20 protein-coding genes and 1 pseudogene are annotated in these 22407 nt (G+C 68.5%); 11 read left to right on the top strand and 10 right to left on the bottom strand.

Translation table 11 applies throughout. From position 1 onward, the window contains the following. Window positions 1-250: 250 nt before the first annotated feature. From HMPREF0731_RS09540 to HMPREF0731_RS09520, 7 genes are all read left to right on the top strand, one after another. On the top strand, window positions 251-1105 hold the full coding sequence (locus HMPREF0731_RS09540) for a ChaN family lipoprotein (RefSeq protein ID WP_007003900.1): 855 nt from the start codon (window positions 251-253) through the stop codon (window positions 1103-1105). A gap of 65 nt (window positions 1106-1170) precedes the next feature. Next, complete coding sequence (locus HMPREF0731_RS09535) at window positions 1171-1614, top strand: DUF6525 family protein (RefSeq protein ID WP_007003899.1); 444 nt, start codon at window positions 1171-1173, stop codon at window positions 1612-1614. A 244-nt stretch (window positions 1615-1858) separates the two neighbouring features. Next, complete coding sequence (locus tag HMPREF0731_RS09530) at window positions 1859-3205, top strand: tyrosine-type recombinase/integrase (RefSeq protein ID WP_007003898.1); 1347 nt, start codon at window positions 1859-1861, stop codon at window positions 3203-3205. Window positions 3206-3524: 319 nt separating this feature from the next. Next, complete coding sequence (locus tag HMPREF0731_RS24190; protein ID WP_169312278.1) at window positions 3525-4010, top strand: hypothetical protein; 486 nt, start codon at window positions 3525-3527, stop codon at window positions 4008-4010. A gap of 100 nt (window positions 4011-4110) precedes the next feature. Further along, a complete protein-coding gene (locus tag HMPREF0731_RS24185) occupies window positions 4111-4338 on the top strand; it encodes a helix-turn-helix domain-containing protein (RefSeq protein WP_157136032.1) in 228 nt (75 codons plus the stop codon). 196 nt (window positions 4339-4534) lie between these two features. After that, window positions 4535-5413 (top strand): DUF7146 domain-containing protein, encoded by an 879-nt coding sequence (locus HMPREF0731_RS23685; protein WP_040612623.1) that lies wholly within the window; start codon window positions 4535-4537, stop codon window positions 5411-5413. Next, on the top strand, window positions 5410-6879 hold the full coding sequence (locus HMPREF0731_RS09520; protein ID WP_007003894.1) for a DNA primase family protein: 1470 nt from the start codon (window positions 5410-5412) through the stop codon (window positions 6877-6879). Before HMPREF0731_RS23685 ends, HMPREF0731_RS09520 begins: the two co-directional genes overlap by 4 nt. Before the next feature lie 325 nt (window positions 6880-7204). Here HMPREF0731_RS09520 and HMPREF0731_RS09515 read toward each other — a convergent pair. Next, window positions 7205-7641 (bottom strand): annotated as a pseudogene (locus tag HMPREF0731_RS09515) (MerR family transcriptional regulator). A gap of 94 nt (window positions 7642-7735) precedes the next feature. On the opposite strand from HMPREF0731_RS09515, the gene HMPREF0731_RS09510 reads away from it, so the two are divergent. Genes HMPREF0731_RS09510 through HMPREF0731_RS09495 form a run of 4 tightly spaced genes read left to right on the top strand, consistent with a single transcriptional unit; the run spans window position 7736 to window position 11673 of the window. After that, window positions 7736-9952 carry a heavy metal translocating P-type ATPase gene (locus HMPREF0731_RS09510; protein ID WP_007003891.1) on the top strand — a complete coding sequence of 739 codons (2217 nt, stop codon included), beginning with the start codon at window positions 7736-7738 and terminating at the stop codon, window positions 9950-9952. Then, window positions 9949-10578 (top strand): SCO family protein, encoded by a 630-nt coding sequence (locus HMPREF0731_RS09505; RefSeq protein ID WP_007003890.1) that lies wholly within the window; start codon window positions 9949-9951, stop codon window positions 10576-10578. Before HMPREF0731_RS09510 ends, HMPREF0731_RS09505 begins: the two co-directional genes overlap by 4 nt. After that, window positions 10571-11032: a disulfide bond formation protein B gene (locus HMPREF0731_RS09500; RefSeq protein WP_007003889.1), complete on the top strand. Its 462-nt coding sequence runs from the start codon at window positions 10571-10573 to the stop codon at window positions 11030-11032. The genes HMPREF0731_RS09505 and HMPREF0731_RS09500 overlap by 8 nt, the downstream gene beginning before the upstream one ends. Continuing rightward, window positions 11029-11673 (top strand): DsbA family protein, encoded by a 645-nt coding sequence (locus tag HMPREF0731_RS09495; protein ID WP_007003888.1) that lies wholly within the window; start codon window positions 11029-11031, stop codon window positions 11671-11673. Before HMPREF0731_RS09500 ends, HMPREF0731_RS09495 begins: the two co-directional genes overlap by 4 nt. Window positions 11674-11698: 25 nt before the next feature. Here HMPREF0731_RS09495 and HMPREF0731_RS09490 read toward each other — a convergent pair whose 3' ends face one another. The 9 genes from HMPREF0731_RS09490 to HMPREF0731_RS25235 form a co-directional block, all read right to left on the bottom strand. Beyond that, entirely contained in the window at window positions 11699-12604 is a 906-nt protein-coding gene (locus tag HMPREF0731_RS09490) for a cation diffusion facilitator family transporter (RefSeq protein ID WP_007003887.1), read from the bottom strand. Window positions 12605-12772: 168 nt separating this feature from the next. Further along, window positions 12773-14005, bottom strand: coding sequence for an OprO/OprP family phosphate-selective porin (locus HMPREF0731_RS09485; protein WP_007003886.1), 1233 nt, complete (start codon window positions 14003-14005; stop codon window positions 12773-12775). A 261-nt stretch (window positions 14006-14266) separates the two neighbouring features. Further along, the gene (locus tag HMPREF0731_RS09480; RefSeq protein ID WP_040612621.1) at window positions 14267-14611 is read right to left on the bottom strand and encodes a hypothetical protein; all 345 of its coding nucleotides are present in this window, start codon (window positions 14609-14611) and stop codon (window positions 14267-14269) included. Window positions 14612-14750: 139 nt separating this feature from the next. Then, window positions 14751-15398 (bottom strand): hypothetical protein, encoded by a 648-nt coding sequence (locus HMPREF0731_RS09475; protein ID WP_007003884.1) that lies wholly within the window; start codon window positions 15396-15398, stop codon window positions 14751-14753. Window positions 15399-15628: 230 nt separating this feature from the next. Next, complete coding sequence (locus HMPREF0731_RS09470; RefSeq protein ID WP_007003883.1) at window positions 15629-16261, bottom strand: hypothetical protein; 633 nt, start codon at window positions 16259-16261, stop codon at window positions 15629-15631. Window positions 16262-16632: 371 nt separating this feature from the next. Continuing rightward, window positions 16633-17976, bottom strand: a complete 1344-nt coding sequence (locus HMPREF0731_RS09465; protein ID WP_007003882.1) for an Nramp family divalent metal transporter — start codon at window positions 17974-17976, stop codon at window positions 16633-16635. Window positions 17977-18105: 129 nt separating this feature from the next. Then, window positions 18106-18510: a hypothetical protein gene (locus tag HMPREF0731_RS09460; protein ID WP_007003881.1), complete on the bottom strand. Its 405-nt coding sequence runs from the start codon at window positions 18508-18510 to the stop codon at window positions 18106-18108. Window positions 18511-18582: 72 nt separating this feature from the next. Then, on the bottom strand, window positions 18583-21822 hold the full coding sequence (locus tag HMPREF0731_RS09455; protein WP_007003880.1) for an efflux RND transporter permease subunit: 3240 nt from the start codon (window positions 21820-21822) through the stop codon (window positions 18583-18585). A gap of 13 nt (window positions 21823-21835) precedes the next feature. Then, on the bottom strand, window positions 21836-22407 hold a 572-nt coding region (locus tag HMPREF0731_RS25235), incomplete at its 5' end, for an efflux RND transporter periplasmic adaptor subunit (protein ID WP_007003879.1).

Genomic DNA, 22407 nt, shown 5'->3' with positions numbered 1-22407 from the left:
CTGGCGGTGGCGCGCCCTCGCGCGGCCAGGGCGCCAGCAGCAGCAGGCCCAGCCCCAGGTGCAGCGCGACCGAGGCCGCGACGCCCAGGCCGGACTCCCGTCCGCCGCGCGGCGGGCCGGAGAGCGCCAGGCTCATGGCCGGTCTCGGAGGGGGTGGCGGATGGGCATGGCGCGCGGCTCCGGCCAGGGTGGACGCGGCCGGAGTTTACGATAATAAGAATCAATTGCAATTAAACGCCAGGACCCGACGATGCGCGACCCCTACCCCCACCCCCGGGCCCGCTGGCTGGACCCGGCGACCGGCGCGCTGCTGGAGACCGGGCCGCTGCTGCGCCGCCTGGCGCAGCGCGACGTGGTGCTGCTGGGCGAGAGCCACGACGTGGCGGAGATCCATCGCTGGCAGTTGCAGGTGGCCACCTGCCTGCACCTGCTGCGCCCCGACATGGCGCTGGGCTTCGAGATGTTCCCGCGCCGCGTCCAGCCGGTGCTGGACCGCTGGGTGGCGGGCGCGTTCTCCACCGCCGCCTTCCTGGAGGCGGTGGCGTGGGACAAGGTCTGGGGCTTCGACGCCGCCCTCTACCTGCCGCTGCTGCATTTCTGCCGGCAGCAGGCGGTGCCGATGCTGGCGCTGAACTGCGAGCGCCCGCTGGTCACCCGGATCGGCCGCGACGGCTGGGAGGCGGTGCCCGAGGCGGAGCGCGACGGGATGACCCCCGCCGCCCCTGCCCGCCCTGGCCACCGGGCGCAGCTGGGGCGGCTCACGGGGCGGGGTGAGGCGGCGATCAGCGATCGCTTCCTGCGCGCCCAGCAGGTCTGGGACCGCGCCTTCGCCTGCAACATCGCCGCCTATCGCGCGGCCGTCGTGGCGCGGGGCAGGCCCGCGCCGCTGGTGGTCGGCATCATCGGCCGCGGCCATCTGGAGCATGGCCATGGCACGCCCTGGCAGCTGGAGACGCTCGGGATCGCCGACACCGCCGTGCTGCTGCCGAGCGAGGCGGAGACGCTGGACCCCGCGGCGGTCGCGGGGATCGGCACGGCGCTGTTCCGGCTGGACCGGCCGGACGAGGCCGCGGGACAGGCGCCGCAGGACGCCGCCGCCGCATAGGTGCCGGGCGCCAGGCGCCTGCCGCGCCGGTTTCGCGCCCGCCTGTCCCTGGCTAGAAGGCGGCCATGGACAACAGCATGGCCGCCAGGCCCTACAGCACGCTGAAGGGCGATCCCTACCGCGCCTATGAGGAACTGCCCTTCGAGGTGCGCCGGGCGCTGCAGGAATCGCTGGTGGATTGGTGCCCGCTGCGCGCCCGGGAGTGGCATCTGCACCTGCTGCGCCAGCAGCGCCTGCGGCCGGCCCAGGCGGCGCGTGCCATGGTCGAGGCGATCCGCGGCCACGACCAGGCGGAAATCGCCGCCTTCGCCAGGAGCTGGCCGGCCGGGGCGGAGGCCTATCCGCACCTGGCCGCCGGCGCGACGCTACAGCGCTATGCCGGGCCCGAGGGCATGCCGGAGGCCCGGCCGCTCCGCCGGCCGCCGGTGGAGACCGCGGCGACGCCGAAGCGGAAGCCCAGGCCGGCGCCGAAGCCACGGAAAGGCAGCGGAAAGCGCCGCCGCCGCTAGCCCGTCCGGCCAGCGACGGGCCGTGCGCACCCGGCTGTAAAGGACGCTTCGGCGTTGTTGCGGGGCGGATGGAAGGGAAGAATGGCGGAGAGGGTGTCCGCCTGAAAGACGTCCCCCAGCGCTTCAGCATGGATTAAACCCCTGCATTTGTGCTGATCAGTGAGAGATCTATCGTCCCTCGGCGTTTCCGCTTGTCTTGCTCTGTTCCCACTCTACTGTGGGAACGTGCGTGGGAAGCGAGATCATGGCGGACATATCGGTAAAGGCGTTGAAGGCCAGGCTTAAAGCCCTGGCTGAGAACCCGCCCGGCAAGGTGGTACGGATCATGGCTGGCGGGGGCCTGCATTTGCTGGTGAAGCCCACCCATGAGGCCGGTGCTGGTGTGTGGGTGCTGCGCGTCACCGTGGCCGGCAAGCGCCGAGACATGAGCCTGGGGGCCTTCCCCTTGGTGGGTCTGGCAGATGCCCGCTTGGCTGCTGAGGATGCGCGCCGGCTGGCCATCAAGGGAGCAGACCCTATCGCCGCCCGTGCTGAGAAAAAGGCCGCTGCTGCCCCTGCCATCACCACCACCTTCGAGGCGGCAGCCGAGGCTCTGCATCGCGCCAAGGCTCCCGAGTGGAAGAACCCCAAGCATGGCGCCCAATGGCTCGCCACGATGAAGGCCCATGTGTTCCCCAAAATCGGCGTGCGGCATGTCGCCAAGGTGGACACGGATGACGTGCTGCGCGTGCTGCAACCCATCTGGACGAAGACGCCCGAGACGGCGTCCCGCGTGCGAGGGCGTATCGAGTCGGTGCTGAACTACGCCGCCGCAACCGGCCTTCGCCCGCGCGGCCCGAACCCAGCCACATGGCGAGGGCATCTTTCGGAAGCACTCGGCGCCCCGTCCAAGCTCAAGGCTGTGGTGAGGCGGGAGAAGGGGAAGGGGGAGAACCATCCCTCTCTTCCCTGGAAGAATATGCCGGCCTTCTTAGCAGCGCTGGAAGGCCGAAAGGGGATGGCGGCGCTGGCACTGCGCTTCTCTATCCTGACCGGCGCCCGCACAGGCGAAGTGCGCGGCATGACCTGGGGTGAGGTCAGCGAATCTGATGCGATTTGGGTCGTGCCTCCTGCTCGCATGAAGGCCGGTAAGGTGCATTTTGTCCCTCTTTCGCCCGCTGCCCTGGCGGTACTAACTGAGGTGAAAAAGCTGGCGGCTGGCAAGGACAGCTTGGTTTTCCCCGGCCAGCGGAGCGGTAAGGTCCTCTCCGACATGACACTTTCCATGCTGGTGAGGGGGATGGCCACCGATGGGCTGGCCGACGGTGAACTGCCTCGGTGGCGTGATCCTGAAGGGCAAGTGGTGGTGCCGCATGGCTTCCGAGCGACCTTCAAAGCCTGGTCTCTGAACCAGGGCTGGGCGGACCATCTAAGCGAAAAGGCCTTGGCCCATACCGACAAGGACAAGGTGCGGGCTGCCTATGCGCGTGAACCCCTAACGGAAGAGCGCCGGCCAATGATGGAGGCTTGGGCCGCATGGTGCACGAGATCAGCCTTGGCCAGCGTGGCATCACTGGCGGCTGAAAAGGCAAAGAGGATGGCTTCGGCCTGAGAAAACGGCGTCCAGCCGTCATGGCGAGCCGCGTAAGAGAGTTCCTGTGGATCGTCCGGCGAGGGCGGCAGCAGGACAATAGTCGAAGGGCGGAATCGCCGCCCGCGGAATGATGGGTGTCGCTCGCATGCTCGGCTTTGCAGGGCTGCCTGAACGCTAACGGCGAGAGCCATCCTTCCGCCCGATGAAGGATGGCTGGGCACAGGCGCATTTTACCACTGGCTGCCCCCCCGACACGCGCCTCCTACAAAAAGAAATCTATGGAGATTGGAACTTGAGAAAGATTCGGAATAGCGGATTCAACTGGGAGCCAACCTTTATGGAGACAAAGGAGGCTGAGGGCATGCTCCATGCTTTAAGTTTGCCGCAGACCGAGGATAATTATCTCGAAATACTGCTTACACTCGTTTTCAACGCTGACGTCCTCTCATCCAAACAGAGGGAGGAAATTTGCCGAAACATCATGCATCCGCCAGCAAGGCGCCGCGGAAGGCGGCCAAATACGCAGCGGCATCTGGCGATTGTGCAGCTGCTTTCGCCTCCAATGCTTCAGTTCCCCGGTGGAGATTGGTCAAGCCTGTCACGGCTTGAGGCTATCAAGCGCATCGCTGATCGCTGGGGTCTTGATCCCGATCCTAAAGATGGCTCAGCGCGCACCGCGTACGACAATGCGAAGAGGGAGATCGTGGAATCTCGCTCGCCCAAACATGACGCGGATGGAAAAGCGCTCGCCTACTTCGACATGAACGGAACCTTTCACGCCGGCGACTATGAGCAGCCCGTTGAGCCTACCGAAGGGGCATAGGGGGAAAGAATCAGCGACAGATATTCCCCTCTTCAGGACCGAGAAGTCTGATTAATACCTCGCCGTCCCCGCACATGCCCGTGCGGGATTGGAGACGGCGATGACCACCGAAAGTCCTCACACTCCTGAAATGGTGCCGCTTCCGCGCGCGCCCGGCATCTTTGGCCTGTCGCGGTCCGGTCTCTACCGTCTGGCGGCCGATGGCCATATCCGCATGGTCAAGATCGCGTCGCGAACCCTGGTGGACGCTAGCAGCGTGCGTGCGTTTCTGGCGACCTTGCCGGAGGTGCAGCCTCGCCACGATCCGCGCCGTGCAAGCGGGCGATAGCGTCATGGCGCAGATCAAAGGTGACACGATGCAGTGGAGCGGCGCCTTGCCCGCCCGCACCTCCGAGCGCGAATAGAAACGCCCCCGACCGAAAGGCCGAGGGCGCGCGAAACACTGTTGGGCTGACACCAAACAGATAAGCGTTTCGCAGCGCTGATCCAAGGCTTTTCGGCGGGGCAAATCGAAAGATGGCCCTATGGCTGCTGCCGACATTGCCAATGCTTTCTCGATGCGGAAGGCCGGTACTGGTTTCACCGGCGCGTGCCCGAATTGCGGCTACCGAGGCTTCTCTGCCGACGACCGCGAAGGCAAGACGCTGGTGAAGTGCCATGCGGGCGGGTGCTCACAGGCCGACGTGATAGCAGCCCTGCGCAAACAGGGGCTTTGGGGTGGCTCGGGCGTTGGCGGCGCACCTCGCGAACGCGTGGCGCGAACGCCTGCGACAGAGAAGGTCGACGACGCCCAGCGGACCGAATGGGCGCGCCAGGTGTGGAAGAAAACCAAGCTGGCAGCCGGGACGCCTGTCGAGACCTATTTGAGGGCGCGTGGGTACCACGGACAACTGCCGAGAGCGCTGCGCTTCCACCCCAATCTGAAGCACAAGGATGGGCCGCAGAGCCATCCCGCGATGGTCGCCGCTGTCCTAAAGGGGAGCAATCTGGTGGCCGTGCACCGGACCTACCTGCAGCCGGATGGTGGAGGTAAAGCTGGCCTGTCTGATGACAAGCTCAGCCTTGGACCAATCGGGGGCGGGGCGGTCTATCTATATAATGGTCCGTTGCCCCACAGCGGCGAGCTCATGGTGTCGGAGGGCATCGAGACGGGGCTTGCGGCGATGCAGGCGACCGGCATTCCAACATGGGCAGCGCTCTCGGCTGGCGGCATCAGGAAGCTCATCCTGCCGCCGCTGGAGTTCGCGCCCAAGATCATTATTGCCGCGGACCACGACCGGGCGGGGCTGGAGGCGGCGCAAGCTGCGGCCCGGCGTTGGCACGCCGAAGGGCGCCGGGTGACTATCGCAAAGCCTCCCAAAGAGGGCGAAGACTTTGCTGACATGATCCGAGGTGCGCCATGAGCGCTTCAGCTTCCGACCCCATCGCGGACGCCATTTTCGGGGCGCTTGAGTGGAGCCCCGATGACAAGGATGGCGGCGATACCTGCCGTGAAAGGCTGGAAATCGGCAGCGATGTGGAAATCGCCAGGCGCGTGTCGGAAGACCTCTGCAACAGCTTTGACCGTATCGTCCACGCCGATGGTCAGTTCTGGCGATACGAGGGCACGTGCTGGCGCCCCATTCCGGAGCCTGAGCTGCGGCGCGTCGTGCACTGCTATGACGGCGCCGAGTACACAACGCCCACCGGCAAACCCTCGGCGGTTGCTCTCAGTAAGGCTCGCATAAACTCGTCTCTGAACGAAATGGCGGCAATGCTTGCGGCGCCCAATTTTTTCGTCGATGCGCCGGCCGGGATCAACTGCGCCTCTGGCTTCATCGAATTCGAACGCGATGGCACACCAACGATCAAGCCTCACTCACCTGAACAACGCGCCCGCCATACACTGCCGGGACGCTACCCGGCGAAGATTGCGCCCGATCAAAGGGCCGCCAGCCTGATGACGAAGCTTTTGCAGGGCTGCTTCAAGGGCGACGAGGATGCCGAAGCGAAGATCAATTTCCTTGGAGAGATTGCGGGCGCCGCCGCGACCGGTTGGTCCACGCGTCTGACCAAGCCGAAGGCAATCATCCTGAAGGGCGAGACGGCCGAGAACGGCAAGAGTCAGATCCTCGATCTGCTGCGAGGGCTGCTGCCCGATACGGCCATCTGCTCGATCCCGCCTCAGAAGCTTGCTGATGAGCGCTTCCTCGTGACATTGGCAGGCAAGCTTTTGAACGCCTCGGACGAGTTGACGAGCGCGACCGCGATCGGGTCCGACAGCTTCAAGAGCGCAATTACTGGCGAACCCATGTCAGGCCGGGACGTGTACCGTTCGGCCGTCGGATTCCGTCCGTTCGCGCTACACGTCTACGCAACCAACGACCTGCCGACCTTCCGTGGCGGTATGGACCGGGGGGTAATGCGTCGCCTGGCGGCGCTCACTTTTCAACGCACAATCCCGACCAACGAACGCATCGAGCACATTGGGCAGCGCATCGGCCAGGATGAACCCGATTTGTTGCTCGATTTCGCGGTGCAGGGCGCTTCGCGGCTGATTGCTCGCAAGAGCTATGCCGAGCCGACGTCATCTAATCAGGCGATCCGCGAGTGGGCGCTGGGCGCCGATGCGGTGCAGGCTTGGCTCCATACCGTGAACGTCACCGGCAATGCGCATGACAAGTGCAAGACGCGCGAAGCTTACCAGTATTTTAGGAACTGGGCTTTGGAAGAAGGCTACCAATCCACTGCGCTTCCCGCGGTCACGCAGTTCACGCAACGGGTTGTGGCGCAGCGGCCTCAAATCACCATCATCCGGCCGCAGCGCGTCTCTCACCTCCGCGGGTTGCGTCTTGGACCGCCGTCGATAGACGATTCTGGTGAGGGTTAGGTAGGTGTTCGGTGAAGCACCGATCCATGCAAGTCACTATTCCATAATGACCCATCTCCAGGTGAGGGAAGCGGCGCCAACATTTTTCATACGTTGGTTTGCACGCCCACGCATACAAATGTTGAGGGTCATACCCTCACCTGAAGCTTTATTGGCTCAGATCAACAGACTATTGGCCAAGTCACCTTCACTGGACCCTCACTGAGGGCACTGCTGATAATTTTCTGAGCAGCAATCGCCTTCCCAAACCGCCATCCAAGCTTACTGAGAAGGCGTCAATGGGACGCCAAAATGCGACGTACACCGCGCTGCGCAAAGCGTCGGGCTAAACTAACGTCACCTCTCCGCCGACGCCCTCCCGCACCGGTGCCAGCGCCTCGACGATCCGGCAGTCCGACACCGTGCCGCAGCCGCATTGGTCGATCAGCGATCCCAATTCACCCCGCAGCGCCTGCAGGTCGGCGATCTTGCGGTCGATCTCCGCCAGATGCTCGCGGGCGATGGCGTCGACGGCGCCGCAGGGCAGGTCCGGCTGCCCGGCCAGCCCCAGCAGCGCGCGCACCTGGTCGAGCGAGAAGCCCAGTTCCCGCGCCCGGCGGATGAAGCTCAGCCGGGCGAGATGCGGCGCGCCGTAGCTGCGGTAGTTTCCGGCGCTGCGGGCGGCGGCAGCAGCCCGACCTTCTCATACCAGCGAATGGTCTCGACCTTCGCCCCGGTTGCCCGTGCCAGGGCCCCGATCGCGATCGTGCTGTCCGTCGACATGGCATTGACCCTGTAGCGGCTACAGGGTGCATCTAGGGAGCCCGAAGGGCCCTCCGCAAGAGCGCGGCCGCCCGCGACACGAAAGGTCCGAGGCATGGTGCAGGCTGCGGCGGCGCTGGATCCGGCGGAAGTCAGCCTCCGCTACCACATCCAGGGGATGGATTGCCCCTCCTGCGCCAGCAAGGTGGAAACGGCGGTCGGCCGGCTGGAGGGCGCCGCCGCCATCCGGCTGAACTTCCAGACCGAGGTGCTGGCGCTGCGGCTGGACGAAAGCCGCACCCCGCGCGCCGAGGTCGAGGCGCGCATCCGCCAGCTCGGCTTCGGCGTCGCCGCGGTCGAGGGGCCGCGCATCCTGGCGACCCTGGCCGAGCCCGAGGCGCCGCCGCTGCCCTCGCTCTGGCGCAGCCTGCTGGCCGAGAAGAAGTTGAAGCTGGCGCTGCTGATCGGCGCGCTGCTCGGCGCCGGCGGCCTCGTCGCCGGGGCCTGGCCGCAGGCGGGCGCCTGGCCCTATCTGCCGCCCGCCCTGCTCGGCCTGTGGTTCTTCGGTCGCAAGGCGATCGCCGGCGCCCGCACCGGCTCGCCTTTCAGCATCGAGATGCTGATGTCGATCGCGACCGTCGGCGCCATCCTGATCGGCGCCACCTCGGAGGCGGCGACGGTGGTGCTGCTCTTCACCCTGGGCGAGGTGCTGGAAGGTGTCGCCGCCGGCCGCGCCCGGGCCGGGATCACCGCGCTGACCGCGCTCGTCCCGCGGACCGCGCTGCGCATCGAGGACGGCGTCGCCCGGACGGTGCCGGCGCTGAGCCTCGCGGTCGGCGACCTGGTGCTGGTCCGCCCGGGCGACCGCGTCTCGGCCGACGGCGCCATCGTCGAGGGCCGCTCGGAGATCGACGAAAGCCCGATCACCGGCGAGTCGATCCCCGTCGCCAAGGCCGAAGGCCAGCCGGTCTTCGCCGGCAGCATCAACGGCTCGGGCAGCCTGCAGATCCGCGTCAGCCATCCGGCGACCGACAACACCATCGCCCGCATCATCCGCCTGGTGGAGGAGGCGCAGGAGGCCAAGGCGCCGACCGCCCGCTTCATCGAGCGCTTCTCCGCCCTCTACACCCCGGCCGCGGTCGCCGCCGCCGCCCTGGTGGTCGTGGTGCCGCCGCTGTTCCTGGGCGGCGCCTGGGTCGACTGGATCTATCGCGGCCTGGCGCTGCTGCTGGTCGCCTGCCCCTGCGCCCTGGTGCTCTCGACCCCGGCGGCCATCGCCTCGGGCCTGGCGGCGGGCACCCGGCGCGGCCTGCTGGTCAAGGGCGGCGCCGCGCTGGAGGCGATCGGCCGCGTCCGCAGCATCGCCTTCGACAAGACCGGCACCCTGACCGAGGGGCGGCCGCAGGTGACCGACATGCTGCCGTTGGCGGGCAACGAGCGCGCGCTGCTCGGGCTGGCCGCCGCGGTCGAGAACGGGTCGAGCCACCCCCTGGCCCAGGCCATCCTGCAGCGCGCCGAGGCGGAGAAGATCCCACTGCGCCCGGCCCGCGACGGCCGCGCCATCCCCGGCCGCGCCGCCGAGGCGACGGTCACCGGCAAGCGCGTCTCGGTGGGCTCGCCCGGCTTCGCGGAGACGCTCGCGCCGCTGCCGCCGGAGGCCGCCGCCCGCGCCGGCGCCTGGGAGGCCGAGGGCAAGACGGTGGTGGTGGTCACCAGCGGCGGGGTCCATGCCGGTCTGATCGCGCTGCGCGACGAGCCGCGCGCCGATGCCGCGGCGGGTCTCGCCGCGCTGCGCCGGATGGGCGTGCAGTCGGTGATGCTGACCGGCGACAACCCGCGCACCGGCCAGGCGATCGGCGCGGCACTCGGCCTCGAGGTGAAGGCCGGGCTGCTGCCGGAGGACAAGCTGCGCGAGATCGGCGCGCTGAAGGCCAAGGGCCCGGTCGCCATGGTCGGCGACGGCATCAACGACGCCCCGGCCCTGGCCGCCGCCTCGGTCGGCATCGCCATGGGCGGCGGCACCGACGTCGCGCTGGAGACCGCGGATGCCGCGTTGCTGAACGGCCGGATGCTCGACGTCGCGGCGCTGGTCGGGCTGTCGCGGGCGACGCTGGCCAATATCCACCAGAACGTCGCCCTGGCGCTCGGGCTGAAGGCGGTCTTCCTGGTGACCACCGTCGCCGGCGTCACCGGCCTCTGGCCCGCCGTGCTGGCCGATACCGGCGCGACCGTGCTGGTGACGCTGAACGCGCTGCGGCTGCTGCGCCACCGCGGCCTGCCGTCCACCCTGCCACACCCCCTGCCCTCCCCTGATCCGAGGAGCCCCGCATGAGCCGCAGAGCCGTCCTGATCACCCTGGCGGTCGGCATGCCGATCAGCGGCGGCCTCGGCTGGCTCGCCTCCGAATGGATGCTGCCGACGCCGCGACCGGCCCCTGGCAGCCGCAGCAGCGGGCTGGGCGCGCCGATGGGCAGCCCCTTCGCGCTGACCGAGCATACCGGGCGGCAGGTGACCGACGCGACCTATGCGGGCAAGGTCCGGCTGGTCTTCTTTGGCTTCACGCACTGCCCGGATATCTGCCCCACCGGCCTCGGCTACATGGCCGACGCCATGGACGGGCTGACGCCTGCCGAGGCGGCACGGGTGCAGCCGCTGTTCATCAGCGTCGATGCCGGGCGCGACACGCCGGAGCTGCTGGCGGGCTATGTCGCGGCCTTCCACCCGCGGCTGGTCGGGCTGAGCGGCACCGAGCCCGAGGTGGCGCAGGCGGCGCGCGCCTTCGGCACCCTCTACGCGAAGGTCCCGACCGGCGGCGATTCCTACGTGATGGACCATTCCGCCTCGATCTACCTGATCGGCGCCGATGGCCGGCTGCAGGGCTTCCTCGACACCCACGAGCCGCCGGCGACCGCCATCGGCAAGATCCGGCTCGCCCTGGCCAGCGCCCCCGATGCCTGACGCGACCCTGAACCCCACGCCCGCATCGGGCGAGCAGCGGCGCTGGACCGCGCTGTTCCTGGCCTGGCTGGTGGCGCTGGCCGCCAGCCTGGGCGCCCTGTTCATCGGCGAGGTCATGGGCCAGGCGCCCTGCAGCCTGTGCTGGTATCAGCGCATCTTTATGTTCCCGCTGGCGGTGCTGCTCGGCATCGCCTGCTATCGCGGCGACACCGGCATCGGCCGCTACGCCCTGCCGCTGGCGGCCATCGGCTGGCTGCTGGCGGGCTGGCACGCGCTGCTCTTCTACGGGCTGGTGGCCGAGGCCGTGCAGCCCTGCAGCGCCGCCGGTCCCGCCTGCGACGGCGCGGGCATGCTGCTGGCCGGGCTGGTACCGCTGCCGCTGCTCTCGCTCGCCGCCTTCAGCCTGCTGCTGCTCCTGCTGAGCCTCGCCGCCCGGGGAGGGCGCCAGCCATGAACCGCCGCTTCCTCACCCTCGGCACCGGCGCCCTGGCGCTGGCAGGCTTCGGCGCCGGCGCGCTGCTCTGGCCGGGCACAGACCTGGCCGGGCCGGTGCCCGCGGGGCAGGACGACCGCTTCGTCCGGCCGCATTCGCCGGTGATCGGCAAGCCCGACGCCGCGGTCACCCTGGTCGAGTTCTTCGACCCCTCCTGCGAAGCCTGCCGCGCCTTCCACCCGCTGCTGAACCGCATGCTGGCGCAGCATGCCGGACAACTACGGATGGTGCTGCGCTACGCGCCGTTCCACGAAGGCTCGGACGAGGCGGTGCGCATCCTCGAGGCGGCGCGGCTGCAGGACCGCTTCGAGCCGGTGCTGGACGCGCTCTTCGCCCGGCAGCCGGACTGGGCGATGCATGGCGCGCCGGATCTGGAGGCAGCCTGGCGCATCGCCGGCATCGCCGGGCTGGACCTGCCGCGGGCCCGGCGCGACGCCCGCCGCCCGGAGATCGGTCGGGTGCTGGCCATCGACGGCGAAGATCTGCAGGCGCTGCAGGTGCGCCAGACGCCAACCTTCTTCGTCAACGGCAAGCCGCTGCTCTCCTTCGGCCCGCGCCAGCTCTACGAGCTGATCCTGAGCGAGATCGAGGCGACCGGCTGACGGCGCCTCGATCGCGCCCCGGCGCTCAATGCCGGGCTGCGGCGATGCGCCCCGGCGGATCGACCTGCACGGTGACATGGTCGATGCCGTGCATGGCGTGCAGCCGCGCAGCCACCGCCGACGGCAGGGCCAGCGGATCGGCGCCCGGCGTCGGCGCGACATGCAGGGTCGCCACCACGCTGTGGTCGGACAGGGTCCAGGCATGGAAATGGCCCGCCTCGGCGACGCCCGGGACGGACAGGACATCCTGCTCCACGGCAGCGCCATCCAGTCCGCGCGGCATCGCCTGCAGCAGCACCTGCAGGGACTCCGTGACCAGGCTCCAGGCCGCCCGCACGACCAGCGCCGCGACCAGCACGGAGAGGATCGGGTCCAGCACCGTCCAGCCGGTCAGCATGATGCCGACGGCCGCGGCGATGGCGCCGACCGAGCCCAGCAGGTCGCCCATCACATGCAGCAGCGCGCCGCGCAGATTGGCGTCGCCCTGGTCGCCGCCGCGCAGCACCAGCGCGCCGATGATGTTCACGGCAAGGCCGATGGCCGCGACGATCAGCATCGGCCCTGCCAGCACCTCGGTCGGCGCGCGGAAGCGGCCGATCGCCTCCCAGGTGATCCAGGCCACCAGCAGCAGCAAGGTGGCGCCATTGGCCAGCGCCGCCAGCACGCGGACGCGGTGGAAGCCGTAGCTGCGCGCCGCATCCGGCGCCCGCGCCGCGACGCGATAGGCGATCAGCGCCAGCAGCAGCGCCGCCGCGTCGGAAACCATGTGGCCGGAATCGGCGATCAGCGCGAGCGAGCCGGAGAACCAGCCGCCGATGGCCTGCACCACGGCATAGCTCGCAGTGCCGATCAGGACGAAACGGACGCGCCGCTCGCTGCCTGCGGTGACACGCGTGCCGTGGTCGTGGTCATGCCCTGCCTCAGCGCCCATGGTGGGCCGCCTTTGCCGTCAGTCCTGGGCCGCGCCCGTCAATCCTGTCCATGTCGGGAACCTCGCTGTCGTTTCGACGCAGGATATGCAACCTCTAGTGACTAGAGCTTCAAGCAGGATCGACAGGCCTCGGGCGCATGGCTCGGTCGAGCCATGCGCCGTTCACCCTCAGAGGCTGAAGACCACCGCGAAAGCCAGGCTCTGGAAGTCACGGTCGCGCCCGGGCAGGCCGAGGCTGCCATTCTGGTATTGCGTCGTCAGCTTCAGCTGCTGCGTCGGATACCAGTTCAGCGCGGCGGTCCAGATCGACTGACGGCCGCCACGGACAGGGCCGTCGCTGAGATCGACGGTGCTGTAGCCGGCGACGGCCTCCAACGCCCCCCAGTTCTGGTTGAAGTCGATGTCGGCCGCACGCCCGCGCCGCCAGGTCGCATTGTTCTCGGCACGGCGGCGCGGCTCGCCCAGCAGCGGATAGGCGAGGTTGAGGTACCAGCCATCGAAGCTGCGGCTCGGGCCGCTCGGCATGTCGATGCCGATGATCTGGTACTCGGCTGCGTAATGCATCTTGCCGACCATGCCGGACAGCTCGGGCCCATAGGCCCAGGAGGAATCGGCCGCCATGCTGCGGGTGTCGATGTAGCGGAAGCTGTTCAGCCGCAGCTCGGGATAGTCGCGGAAGCGCTGCGACGAACCGCTGTTCGAGCCAGGATCTGCCTGGAAGGCACCGTTGAAGCCGAGCTGCACCTTGGTCTCGGCATCGAGGGCCAGCCAAGCGGCGCGGCCGACGACGCCGCGCTGGTCGTTGTCATAGGGGGTGGAGGCCACGCCCTGGGTCGCGAAGGCCGAACCGTAGAAGCGCTTGCCGAAGACCTCGCCGCCGGCGGCGAAGCGGGTATCGCCCGAGGCGACGCTGGTCGCCATGGCGGTGATGCTCGGCCGCTCGATCGTTAGCAGCTCGGAGGAGCTGCTGGCATAGGCCAGGGTATGCGGCAGGGTCCAGGCGCCGACCTGCAGGTTCACGCCGTCGATGCCCTTATAGGCGATCGAGGCCTCGAAGATGCGGCCGCCGCGTGGCGGCTCCTGCGGCGTGGAGGGGCCGAATTCCCAGGTGAAGTTATAGCTGAAGTCCTGAGCGGCGGTGCCGCGCAGGCCGAGGCGTCCGCGACGCATGTTGGCGCCGCTGGAGAAGCGGTCGCCGAGACCGTCCGGCTGGCCGAAATAGGAACCGGCATGCAGGTCAAGGCGGGCCACCGGCGTCATGGTGAAGTTGCCGTCCGCCAGGCGGAGCGTCGGACGGATGCCGGACCAGGAGAGGCCGTCTGCCGGGGGCGTGGATTGGGCATGGGCCTGGCTGCCGAGCGTCGCCGCCAGGGCGCCGACAGCAAGAGTGCGGAAGATCAAATCTCTGACTCCGATGGGGAACGGGCTCCCTCTACGAACCAAGGAAAATCCCGACAACAATAAATCAGAAATTAACTCGTGAATTTTCGAATTTATCCTCAACTATTTCTGGATTGAATTATTACATTATTATTTTGAACCAATCCAGAAACATCTCGAGACAAATCAGACCTGCGAACGGCCAGGATTGGACTTCTCTTCCTGCTGGCCGCGGGGTCGAGGACCTGGCCAAGCGGCGAGCGCGGCTGGACACCCCGAAGGTCACGGCGGCGCATGCCGGCCTTCGTGCCGAAGATGGCGGGACAGCGGGTGGCCATCATGGCTGATGCCGTCGGCGTCGCTGGCCGGCGCATTGTTGGTGAGCGCCAGAGTTTCCTCGAAAGTCGGCAGGTGCCGCCGGGTGGTCGCCATCCGCCGCGCGAAGGGACTGCCCATGGCAGACTGCGATTCACCCGCGCCGCCGGCGCCCATGGCGCCGCGCGTCACAGCCATCGGCGTGGCCAGAGGGTCGCCGACGGCGTTATCGCTTTCATTGGCGAAGGTTGGGGTCGCGACAAGCGCGGCCATGACGGCGAGGGCCGTCAGGATTGTTCTGCCCAGGGACATGCCGTGAGCCTCCTTCGATCTGCTGCTGACCCCGTCCCGTTCCAGGAATGCGTACTGGGGTCCGAACGGGGGCGCGACCCAAGCCGTCTCCGGCAAGGCGCAGAAGGGCCGGCACGATGGGATGCCGGCCCGCTTGAAATCAGGGCTGGCCGGGCAGCTCGAGCTCGGTGACGCGATAAGGGCGCGCAAAAAGATTGGCGCCGGTGCGCGAGGTCATGTTGAAGGCCAGGACGACGCCAGTCTGCTGGTCGACGACATAGCGCATGTCGTAATTGGCCTGCGGGTCGATCTGGCTGCGCAGCACGCTGTCGACCACCCAGGTCGGGCGGTTCGCGCCGTTGAGGTCGAAACGCCCCTCCCCGCTGACACGGAAGCTTTCCTCGAAGGGGAAGAACTGCGGATGCGGCACCAGCGCGCTGACCAGGGAGTAGCTGACCTGGGTCGTCTTGCCGACCGCCATCGGGAAGAGGCCGGCGATGGCGGCGCGACGCTCGGCGTCGTTCACCGGGTGGGTGCTGATCAGGCCGCCGACGAGACGTTGCGTGGAACCGTCGGGGTTGCGCAGCAGGCAGGTCGCCGGATCGGCAGGATCGGCGCCGGCATAGCGGACGCGAAGGACGTCGTTGCGCACCGCCACGGTGCCGTCCGGGGGGCAGACCACGCCGGCAATCGGGGCCGTGCTGGTCGGCGCCTGCGCGCTGGGCCTCTGCGCGCCCGTGGTTTGCGCGCATCCCGCCAGCAGGCCGACCGCCCCCAGCACCAGAAGGATTGCACCTGTCTTCGCCATGATCCTGCTCCTCGGGCGTTGCTTGCCCCTGGCCCTAAGAGCGGCAGCGAAGAGAGAATAACAATTCAATATTAGATGCCGAATATCGTTGATGCGACCCTGAATTACTTGGGAATGCCGCGTTAACGCGGAAGAAATATAGCGACCTCGATTGTTGCTCCGGTTTACGTCCGGCAATGCTGCAAGGTTGCGGGCTGGCCCCCGACGATGGCCAGCCCACCAGCTTCGCCTTATCGGCTGGCGACTTCCAGCTGGGTCACGCGGAAGGGACGCGCGAAGAGGTTGCCGCCGGTCCGCGACGTCAGCGTGTAGGACAGGATGACGCCGGTTTCCTTGTCGATGTTGTAGATCATCGTGTAGTTGCCGGCCGGATCCATCTGGCTACGCATTCCGCCCTCGACCACCCAGGCCGGCCGCGCCGCACCATTCAGGTTGTAGGAGGTCTCACCGGCGACACGGAAGGTCTCCTCGGTCGGGAAGAACTGCGGATGCGGCACCAGCGCGCTGACCAGCGAATAGCTGACCTTCGTCGACTTGCCGACCGCCAGCGGGAAGAGCCCGGCGATCGCCTCGCGACGCTGCGCGTCGTTGACGGGATGCGTGCTGATCAGCCCGCCCACCATGCGCTGCGGCGCGCCGCCCGGCGTGTTGACCAGGCAGGTGCCCGGGTCGGACGGGTCGGCACCGGCGTAGCGGACATGCGTGTTGTCGTCACGCACCGCGACAAGGCCAGCGGGCGGGCAGACCACGCCGCTGATCGAACGCGGCGCCGCCTGCGCCGTGTCGACGCCCCGGCTGGCGCCGCAGCCGGACAGGATCGTCGCTGCGCCCAGCAGCAGAAAAAGTGCTCCAGCCTTCGCCATAACATTGCTCCTCGGGTGTTTGTTGCCCCGAGTTTCTATGCGCTTCACCGACGCAACCGAACAAGAAGCGGCGCGAGGCATCTGCAACAGTGCGGCTCAATGATGCCAAGCATTATTGAAACCCAGCATTCCATTTACAATCGAGCAATCCTGGCGCCGGATTGTTAATGGCTGCACGTCTCGCGACACGATCGGAAACGCTGCAGCACGGCGACGTGCAAGAGCCCCGGCCCGAATCGCGCGGCGATGCCGTCAAAGGTAAAGTTTTGAGGCTGGGACATGATTCTGCGGCGAGGCAGCAGGCGCGACGGGCGACTGGCCCGGCAGGAGGAGGCCTGCCTTCGGCCTCCTCCGCCCCGCCGACGGCGCGATCAGCCGCCGAGGATCATGTCGAGCAGCAGCTTCACGTTCAGCCCGGTGATCAGCGCCGCGATCGACCAACCGAGGACGAGCTGCCAGCGCGGCGCGGTGAACGCGCCGAGGCGTGCGCGGTCGGAAGCGAAGAGCATCAGCGGGATGATCGCGAAAGGCAGCTGCAGCGACAGCACCACTTGGCTCAGGATCAGCAGCTGGGCGGTGCCGGAGGCGCCGTAGAACCAGGTGACCAAAACCGCCGGCACGATGGCCACCAGCCGCGTCAGCAGGCGGCGCAGGAAGGGCGGCAGGCGGAACCGCAGGAAGCCCTCCATCACCACCTGCCCGGCCATGGTCGCGGTGACCGTCGCGTTGATGCCGCAGAGCAGCAGCGCCAGGGCGAAGAGCGTCGCCGCCAGCCCGCTGCCCAGCAGCGGCGCCATCAGCCGGTAAGCGTCGCCGATCTCGGCGATCTCGGTATTGCCGCTGGTGTGGAAGATGGCCGCCGCGGTGATCAGGATCGCCGAATTGATGAACAGCGCGAGCACCAGGGCGATGGTGCTGTCGAGGGTGGCGAAGCGAATCGCCGCCTTCTTCGCCACGACGGTGGGTGCCACGTCACGCGACTGCACCAGGGCGGTGTGCAGGTAGAGGTTGTGCGGCATCACGGTCGCGCCGAGGATGCCGAGGGCAAGATAAAGCTGGGTCTGGTCGGTGACGATCGAGCGGGCCGGGACATAGCCACGCAGCACGTCGCCCCAGACCGGGTCGGCCAGCGCGATCTGCACGCTGAAGCAGCCGAAGATCAGCAGGATCAGGCCGAGGATCAACGCCTCCAGCCAGCGGACGCCCTTGTGCTGCAGCCAGAGGATCAGGAAGGCGTCGAGCGCCGTCAGCATGACGCCGTAGAGCAGCGGGATGCCGAAGAGCAGCTCGAGCGCGATGGCGGTGCCGATCAGCTCGGCCAGGTCGGTGGCGCAGATGGCGAGCTCCGCCAGCAGCCAGAGCGGATAGGCCACGATCTTGGGGAAGCGGTCGCGGCAGAGCTGCGCCAGGTCGCGCCCCGTGGCGATGCCGATCCGCGCGCAGATCGCCTGCAGCAGCATGGCCATCAGCGAGGAGGCCAAGGCCACGCTGAGCAGCGTGTAGCCGTAGCCCGAGCCGCCGGCGAGCGCCGTCGCCCAGTTGCCCGGATCCATGTAGCCGACGGCGACCAGGTAGCCCGGGCCGAAGAAGGCGAAGAAGCGCTTCAGCGCGCTGCCGGCATTGGGGACGCGGACGGAGCGGTTGACCTCCGGCAGGCTCGGCGGCCCGAGGCTGTCCGGTCGCGCGGCGGGCTGCGTGGTCTCGGCCAGGCTCATGCCGGTCCTCCAGAGTGTAGATTAGGCTACACCTTAAGGTCGGCGCTTATGCAGACAAAGTGACGTCGCAGTAATGTCCGATGGACGAGGAGAGACGGCGCCCGCTCCGGGCAGGCGCCGTCCCGTTCCTCAGAAACGCGCCTGGGCGCTGCGCCCGGCCGGGTTCTTGATCTGCATCGTCACCGCCGCCCCGCGGGCTGGCGCGGTGCGGGCCTCGCCGACCAGGCTGTTGCCCTCGCCCGGGGCCAGCTGGACGACCTCGCGCGCCTGGCCGGTGCCGATCAGCAGCGAGCCGGAGAAGCCCGCCGCCGGCACCGGCTTGCTACCCTCGTCGTAGAGATGGATGGTGACCTTGCGCTCGATCACCAGAAGTTCGGCATGGACGCCGACGACATCCTGCATGCGGCCGCCATGCGGGCCCTGGTCGGCATGGCCATGCCCGCCGCCGGCGCTGCCCGGGACAGCACTCCCCTGGGCCAGGACAGGCCCGGCCAGGCTGGCCGCCGCGAAGGCGGCGAGAAGAAGCTTCCTCATCGTGTTTCCTTTCCACATCGAAGGCTGGAAGGGCGCCGCCACCGCGGCGGCGCCGATGTCATGCCGAGGGTGTCATTCCGCCGGCGCGGGCGCCGGGGCCGCGGCCTCCGCCTCGGTCGGCCTGGCGACGCGGCCGAAGCGCACATAGAGGGCGGGCAGCACCAGCAGGGTCAGCAGCGTCGCGCTGATCAGCCCACCGATGACGACGGTGGCCAGAGGCTTCTGCACCTCCGCCCCGGCGCCGGTAGCGATGGCCATGGGCACGAAGCCGAGCGAGGCCACCAGCGCGGTCATGGCGACCGGCCGCAGCCGGGTCGTGGCCCCCTGGAAGACGGCATCCCGCAAGGACAGCGTGCCGCGCGCCAGAAGGTCCTTGATCGAGCTGGCCATGACCAGCCCGTTCAGCACGGCGACACCGGACAGCGCGATGAAGCCGACGGCCGCGGGCACCGAGAAGGGCAGCCCCCGCAGCCACAACGCCAGCAGCCCGCCGGACAGCGCCAGCGGCACGCCGCTGAACACCACCAGCGCGTCCCGTACCGAGCCCAGCGCGGCATAGAGCAGCACCAGGATCAGCGCGAAGCAGGCGGGGACCACGACCATCAGCCGGGCGCGGGCCTTGGCCAGGTTCTCGAACTGGCCGCCCCAGGTGACGCTGTAGCCGGGCGGCAGCTGCACCTCGCGCTCCACCCGCGCCCGCGCCTCGGCGACGATCGAGCCGATGTCACGGCCGCGCGCATTGGCCTGGATGACGACGCGGCGCCGCCCCTGCTCGCGGCTGATCTGGTTCGGCCCCTGCACCACGGTCAGGCTCGCCAGCTGCTGCAGCGGCACCGAGCTGGCCGGGCGCCCGGCGATGGGCGGCAGCGGCACCGGCAGGCTCTTCAGCGCCTCGAAGTTGTTGCGCATCGCCTCCGGCAGGCGGACGACGATGGCGAAGCGGCGGTCGCCCTCATAGACCATGCCCGCCTCGCGGCCGCCGACGGCGGTGGCCAGCACCGCCTGGACATCGGCGACGCTGAGGCCGCGCCGCGCGACCTCGGCGCGGTTCACCGTGACCTCGAGGAAAGGCAGGCCGGTCGCCTGCTCGACCTTGACGTCGGCCGCCCCCTGCACGCTGTTCAGGATCGTGGCGATCTGGCTCGCCGCCTGCAGCATCGGCCCGTACTCGTCGCCGAAGACCTTCACCGCCAGGTCGCCGCGCACACCCGCCAGCAGCTCGTTGAAGCGCATCTGGATCGGCTGGGTGAATTCCAGCGCATTGCCGGGGATGCCAGCGACCGACTGCTCGATGCGGCGGACCAGCTCGGCCTTGGACAGCGACGGGTCGGGCCACTGGTCGCGCGGCTTCAGGATGATGAAGGTGTCGGAGGCATTGGGCGGCATCGGGTCGGAGGCGACCTCCGCCGTGCCGGTCTTCGAATAGATGATCTGCACTTCCGGCAGGCGCGAGATGCGGCGTTCCAGCACCGACTGCATGGCCTGCGACTGCTGCAGCGAGGTGCTGGGGATGCGCAGCGCCTGCATCGCCAGGTTGCCCTCGTCCAGCGTCGGGATGAATTCCTGCCCGAGCCTGGAGAACAGCGTCAGGCTGCCGAGAAATAGCAGCGCGCCCAGGCCAATCACCGGCAGCGGCGCCCTCAGCGTGCGGTTCAGCAGCGGGACATAGGCCGTCTTCAGGCCGCGGACGATCGCGACCTCTTTCTCCTGCACCTTCCCGGTGATCCAGATGGCGATCAGCGCCGGCACGAGCGTCATCGACAGGACGAAGGCGAAGGCCAGCGCCAGGATGACGGTCAGCGCCATCGGGATGAACATCTTGCCTTCGACGCCGGTGAAGGTCAGCAGCGGCGCATAGACCAGGATGATGATGGCCTGGCCGTAGAGCGAAGGCCGGATCATCTCTTTGGCGCTGTCGGCGACCGTCCGCAGCCGCTCCTCGAGGGTCAGCAGCCGGCCCTTCTCGTGCTGCCGCTCGGCCAGGTGGCGCAGGCTGTTCTCGGTGATGATGACGGCGCCGTCGACGATCAGGCCGAAATCGAGCGCGCCGAGCGACATCAGGTTGGCGGAGATGCCGCCGCGCACCATGCCGAAGGCGGTCATCAGCATGGTCACCGGGATGACCAGCGCAGTGATGATCGCCGCCCGGATGTTCCCCAGCATCAGGAACAGGATGACGATGACGAGCAGCGCGCCCTCGCCCAGGTTCTTCGCCACCGTCTGGATGGTGGCGTCGACCAGGATGCCGCGGTCGAGCACGGCGGTCGCCTCGATGCCCGGCGGCAGCATGCGGCCCAGGCCTTCGACGCGGGCATGCACGGCGGCGGCGACGGTGCGGCTGTTCTCGCCGATCAGCATCAGCGCGGTGCCGACCACCATCTCCTGGCCGTTGCCGCTGGCGCTGCCGGTGCGCTGCGCTTGGCCGATGGCGACGCGGCCGACGTCACGCAGCAGGATCGGCGCGCCCTCGCGGGTCGTCACCACCACCTGCTCCAGCTCGGCGACGCTGGTCACCCGGCCGCCGGAGCGCACCACCAGGCCCTCGCCGCCACGGTCGATATAGCCCGCGCCGGTGGAGACGTTGTTGCGCTCGATGGCGCTGGTCAGGTCGCCGAAGCTCAGGCCCAGCGCCATCAGCCGCGCCGGGTCCGGCTGCACCACGTATTGCTTCACGTAGCCGCCGATCGCATCCACTCCGGCGATGCCGGGGATGTTGCGGATCTCGGGGCGGATGATCCAGTCCTGCACGGTGCGCAGATAGGTGGCGCGGTCGGCCTCGCTGGCCAGCTTCTCGCCTTCCGGCGTGACGTAGCTGCCATCGGCCTGCCAGCCGGGACGGCCATTCGCGACGACGTCGCCCTGGCGCCGCGCCGCGAAGCGGACCGTCCACATGGTGACCTCGCCGAGGCCGGTGGAGACCGGGCCGAGCCGCGGCTCGACGCCCTCCGGCATGCTCTCGCCCGCCTCGATCAGGCGCTCCAGCACCTGCTGCCGGGCGAAGTAGATGTCGGTCGACTCGCTGAAGACCGCGGTGACCTGGCTGAAGCCGTTGCGCGAGATCGAGCGCGTGCTCTCGAGCCCCGGGATGCCGGCCAGCGCCGTCTCGATCGGGAAGGTCACCTGCTTCTCGATCTCGTAGGGCGAGAGCGAGGGCGCGACGGTGTTGATCTGCGCCTGGTTGTTGGTGATGTCCGGCGTGGCGTCGATCGGCAGCCGGGTCAGCGCCCAGCCGCCGATGCCGATGGCGACCAGCGCCATCAGCAGCACGGTCCAGCGGTTGCGGACGGAGAAGTCGAGGATGGGACCGATCATCGGGCTGCGGTCCTCAATGCCCGTGACCGGCTTCGGACTTACCGAGCTCGGCCCGCAGCACGAAGGCGTTGCCCACCGCGATCCGCGCGCCCTCGTCGAGGCCGAAGATCACCTCGACATTCTCGGCATCCTCGCGGCCGAGCGCGACCTCGCGCATCTCGAAGCCTTCTTCGTTGCGCAGGAAGACCACCTGCTTGCCCTCGACCTCCTGCACCGCGCCGCGCGGCACCATCAGGTCGACCGGCTGCGCGCCGGTGGTCAGCTGCGCGGTGACGAAGCCGCCGGCGCTCCAGGCGCCGTCCGGATTGGGCAGCGCGGCCACGGCCCGTGCCGAGCGCGTCTCCGGATCCAGCACCGGGCTGAGGAAGATGATGCGCGCCTCGGCACGGGCCTCCCCCTCGCCCTGGATGGCGACCGCCTGGCCCTGCCGCGCCATCGGCAGGTCGCGCGGCGGGATGGTCATCTCGACCCAGAGCACCGACAGGTCGGCGACCGAGAAGAGCTCGGCATCGGCGGCCGCGTTGCCGCCCAGGATGGCGGCGCGGGCGGTGACGCGCCCGGCGATCGGCGCGCGCAGCTCGAGCC

Origin of the sequence: Pseudoroseomonas cervicalis ATCC 49957, assembly GCF_000164635.1 — a bacterium.
In the GTDB taxonomy this organism is placed as follows: Bacteria; Pseudomonadota; Alphaproteobacteria; order Acetobacterales; family Acetobacteraceae; genus Pseudoroseomonas; species Pseudoroseomonas cervicalis.
Note: the sequence above shows the minus strand (reverse complement) of the source record. Positions and strands in the feature narration are given on the sequence as shown.

Coding starts and splice junctions, on each gene's coding strand:
- HMPREF0731_RS09505 (WP_007003890.1), top strand. CDS start 9,949: ATGAGCCGCAGAGCCGTCCTGATCACCCTGGCGGTCGGCATGCCGATC.
- HMPREF0731_RS24185 (WP_157136032.1), top strand. CDS start 4,111: ATGACCACCGAAAGTCCTCACACTCCTGAAATGGTGCCGCTTCCGCGC.
- HMPREF0731_RS09480 (WP_040612621.1), bottom strand. CDS start 14,611: ATGTCCCTGGGCAGAACAATCCTGACGGCCCTCGCCGTCATGGCCGCG.
- HMPREF0731_RS09540 (WP_007003900.1), top strand. CDS start 251: ATGCGCGACCCCTACCCCCACCCCCGGGCCCGCTGGCTGGACCCGGCG.
- HMPREF0731_RS09460 (WP_007003881.1), bottom strand. CDS start 18,510: ATGAGGAAGCTTCTTCTCGCCGCCTTCGCGGCGGCCAGCCTGGCCGGG.
- HMPREF0731_RS09465 (WP_007003882.1), bottom strand. CDS start 17,976: ATGAGCCTGGCCGAGACCACGCAGCCCGCCGCGCGACCGGACAGCCTC.
- HMPREF0731_RS09455 (WP_007003880.1), bottom strand. CDS start 21,822: ATGATCGGTCCCATCCTCGACTTCTCCGTCCGCAACCGCTGGACCGTG.
- HMPREF0731_RS09470 (WP_007003883.1), bottom strand. CDS start 16,261: ATGGCGAAGGCTGGAGCACTTTTTCTGCTGCTGGGCGCAGCGACGATC.
- HMPREF0731_RS09490 (WP_007003887.1), bottom strand. CDS start 12,604: ATGGGCGCTGAGGCAGGGCATGACCACGACCACGGCACGCGTGTCACC.
- HMPREF0731_RS09510 (WP_007003891.1), top strand. CDS start 7,736: ATGGTGCAGGCTGCGGCGGCGCTGGATCCGGCGGAAGTCAGCCTCCGC.
- HMPREF0731_RS09530 (WP_007003898.1), top strand. CDS start 1,859: ATGGCGGACATATCGGTAAAGGCGTTGAAGGCCAGGCTTAAAGCCCTG.
- HMPREF0731_RS09520 (WP_007003894.1), top strand. CDS start 5,410: ATGAGCGCTTCAGCTTCCGACCCCATCGCGGACGCCATTTTCGGGGCG.
- HMPREF0731_RS09495 (WP_007003888.1), top strand. CDS start 11,029: ATGAACCGCCGCTTCCTCACCCTCGGCACCGGCGCCCTGGCGCTGGCA.
- HMPREF0731_RS09475 (WP_007003884.1), bottom strand. CDS start 15,398: ATGGCGAAGACAGGTGCAATCCTTCTGGTGCTGGGGGCGGTCGGCCTG.
- HMPREF0731_RS23685 (WP_040612623.1), top strand. CDS start 4,535: ATGGCTGCTGCCGACATTGCCAATGCTTTCTCGATGCGGAAGGCCGGT.
- HMPREF0731_RS24190 (WP_169312278.1), top strand. CDS start 3,525: ATGGAGACAAAGGAGGCTGAGGGCATGCTCCATGCTTTAAGTTTGCCG.
- HMPREF0731_RS09500 (WP_007003889.1), top strand. CDS start 10,571: ATGCCTGACGCGACCCTGAACCCCACGCCCGCATCGGGCGAGCAGCGG.
- HMPREF0731_RS09535 (WP_007003899.1), top strand. CDS start 1,171: ATGGACAACAGCATGGCCGCCAGGCCCTACAGCACGCTGAAGGGCGAT.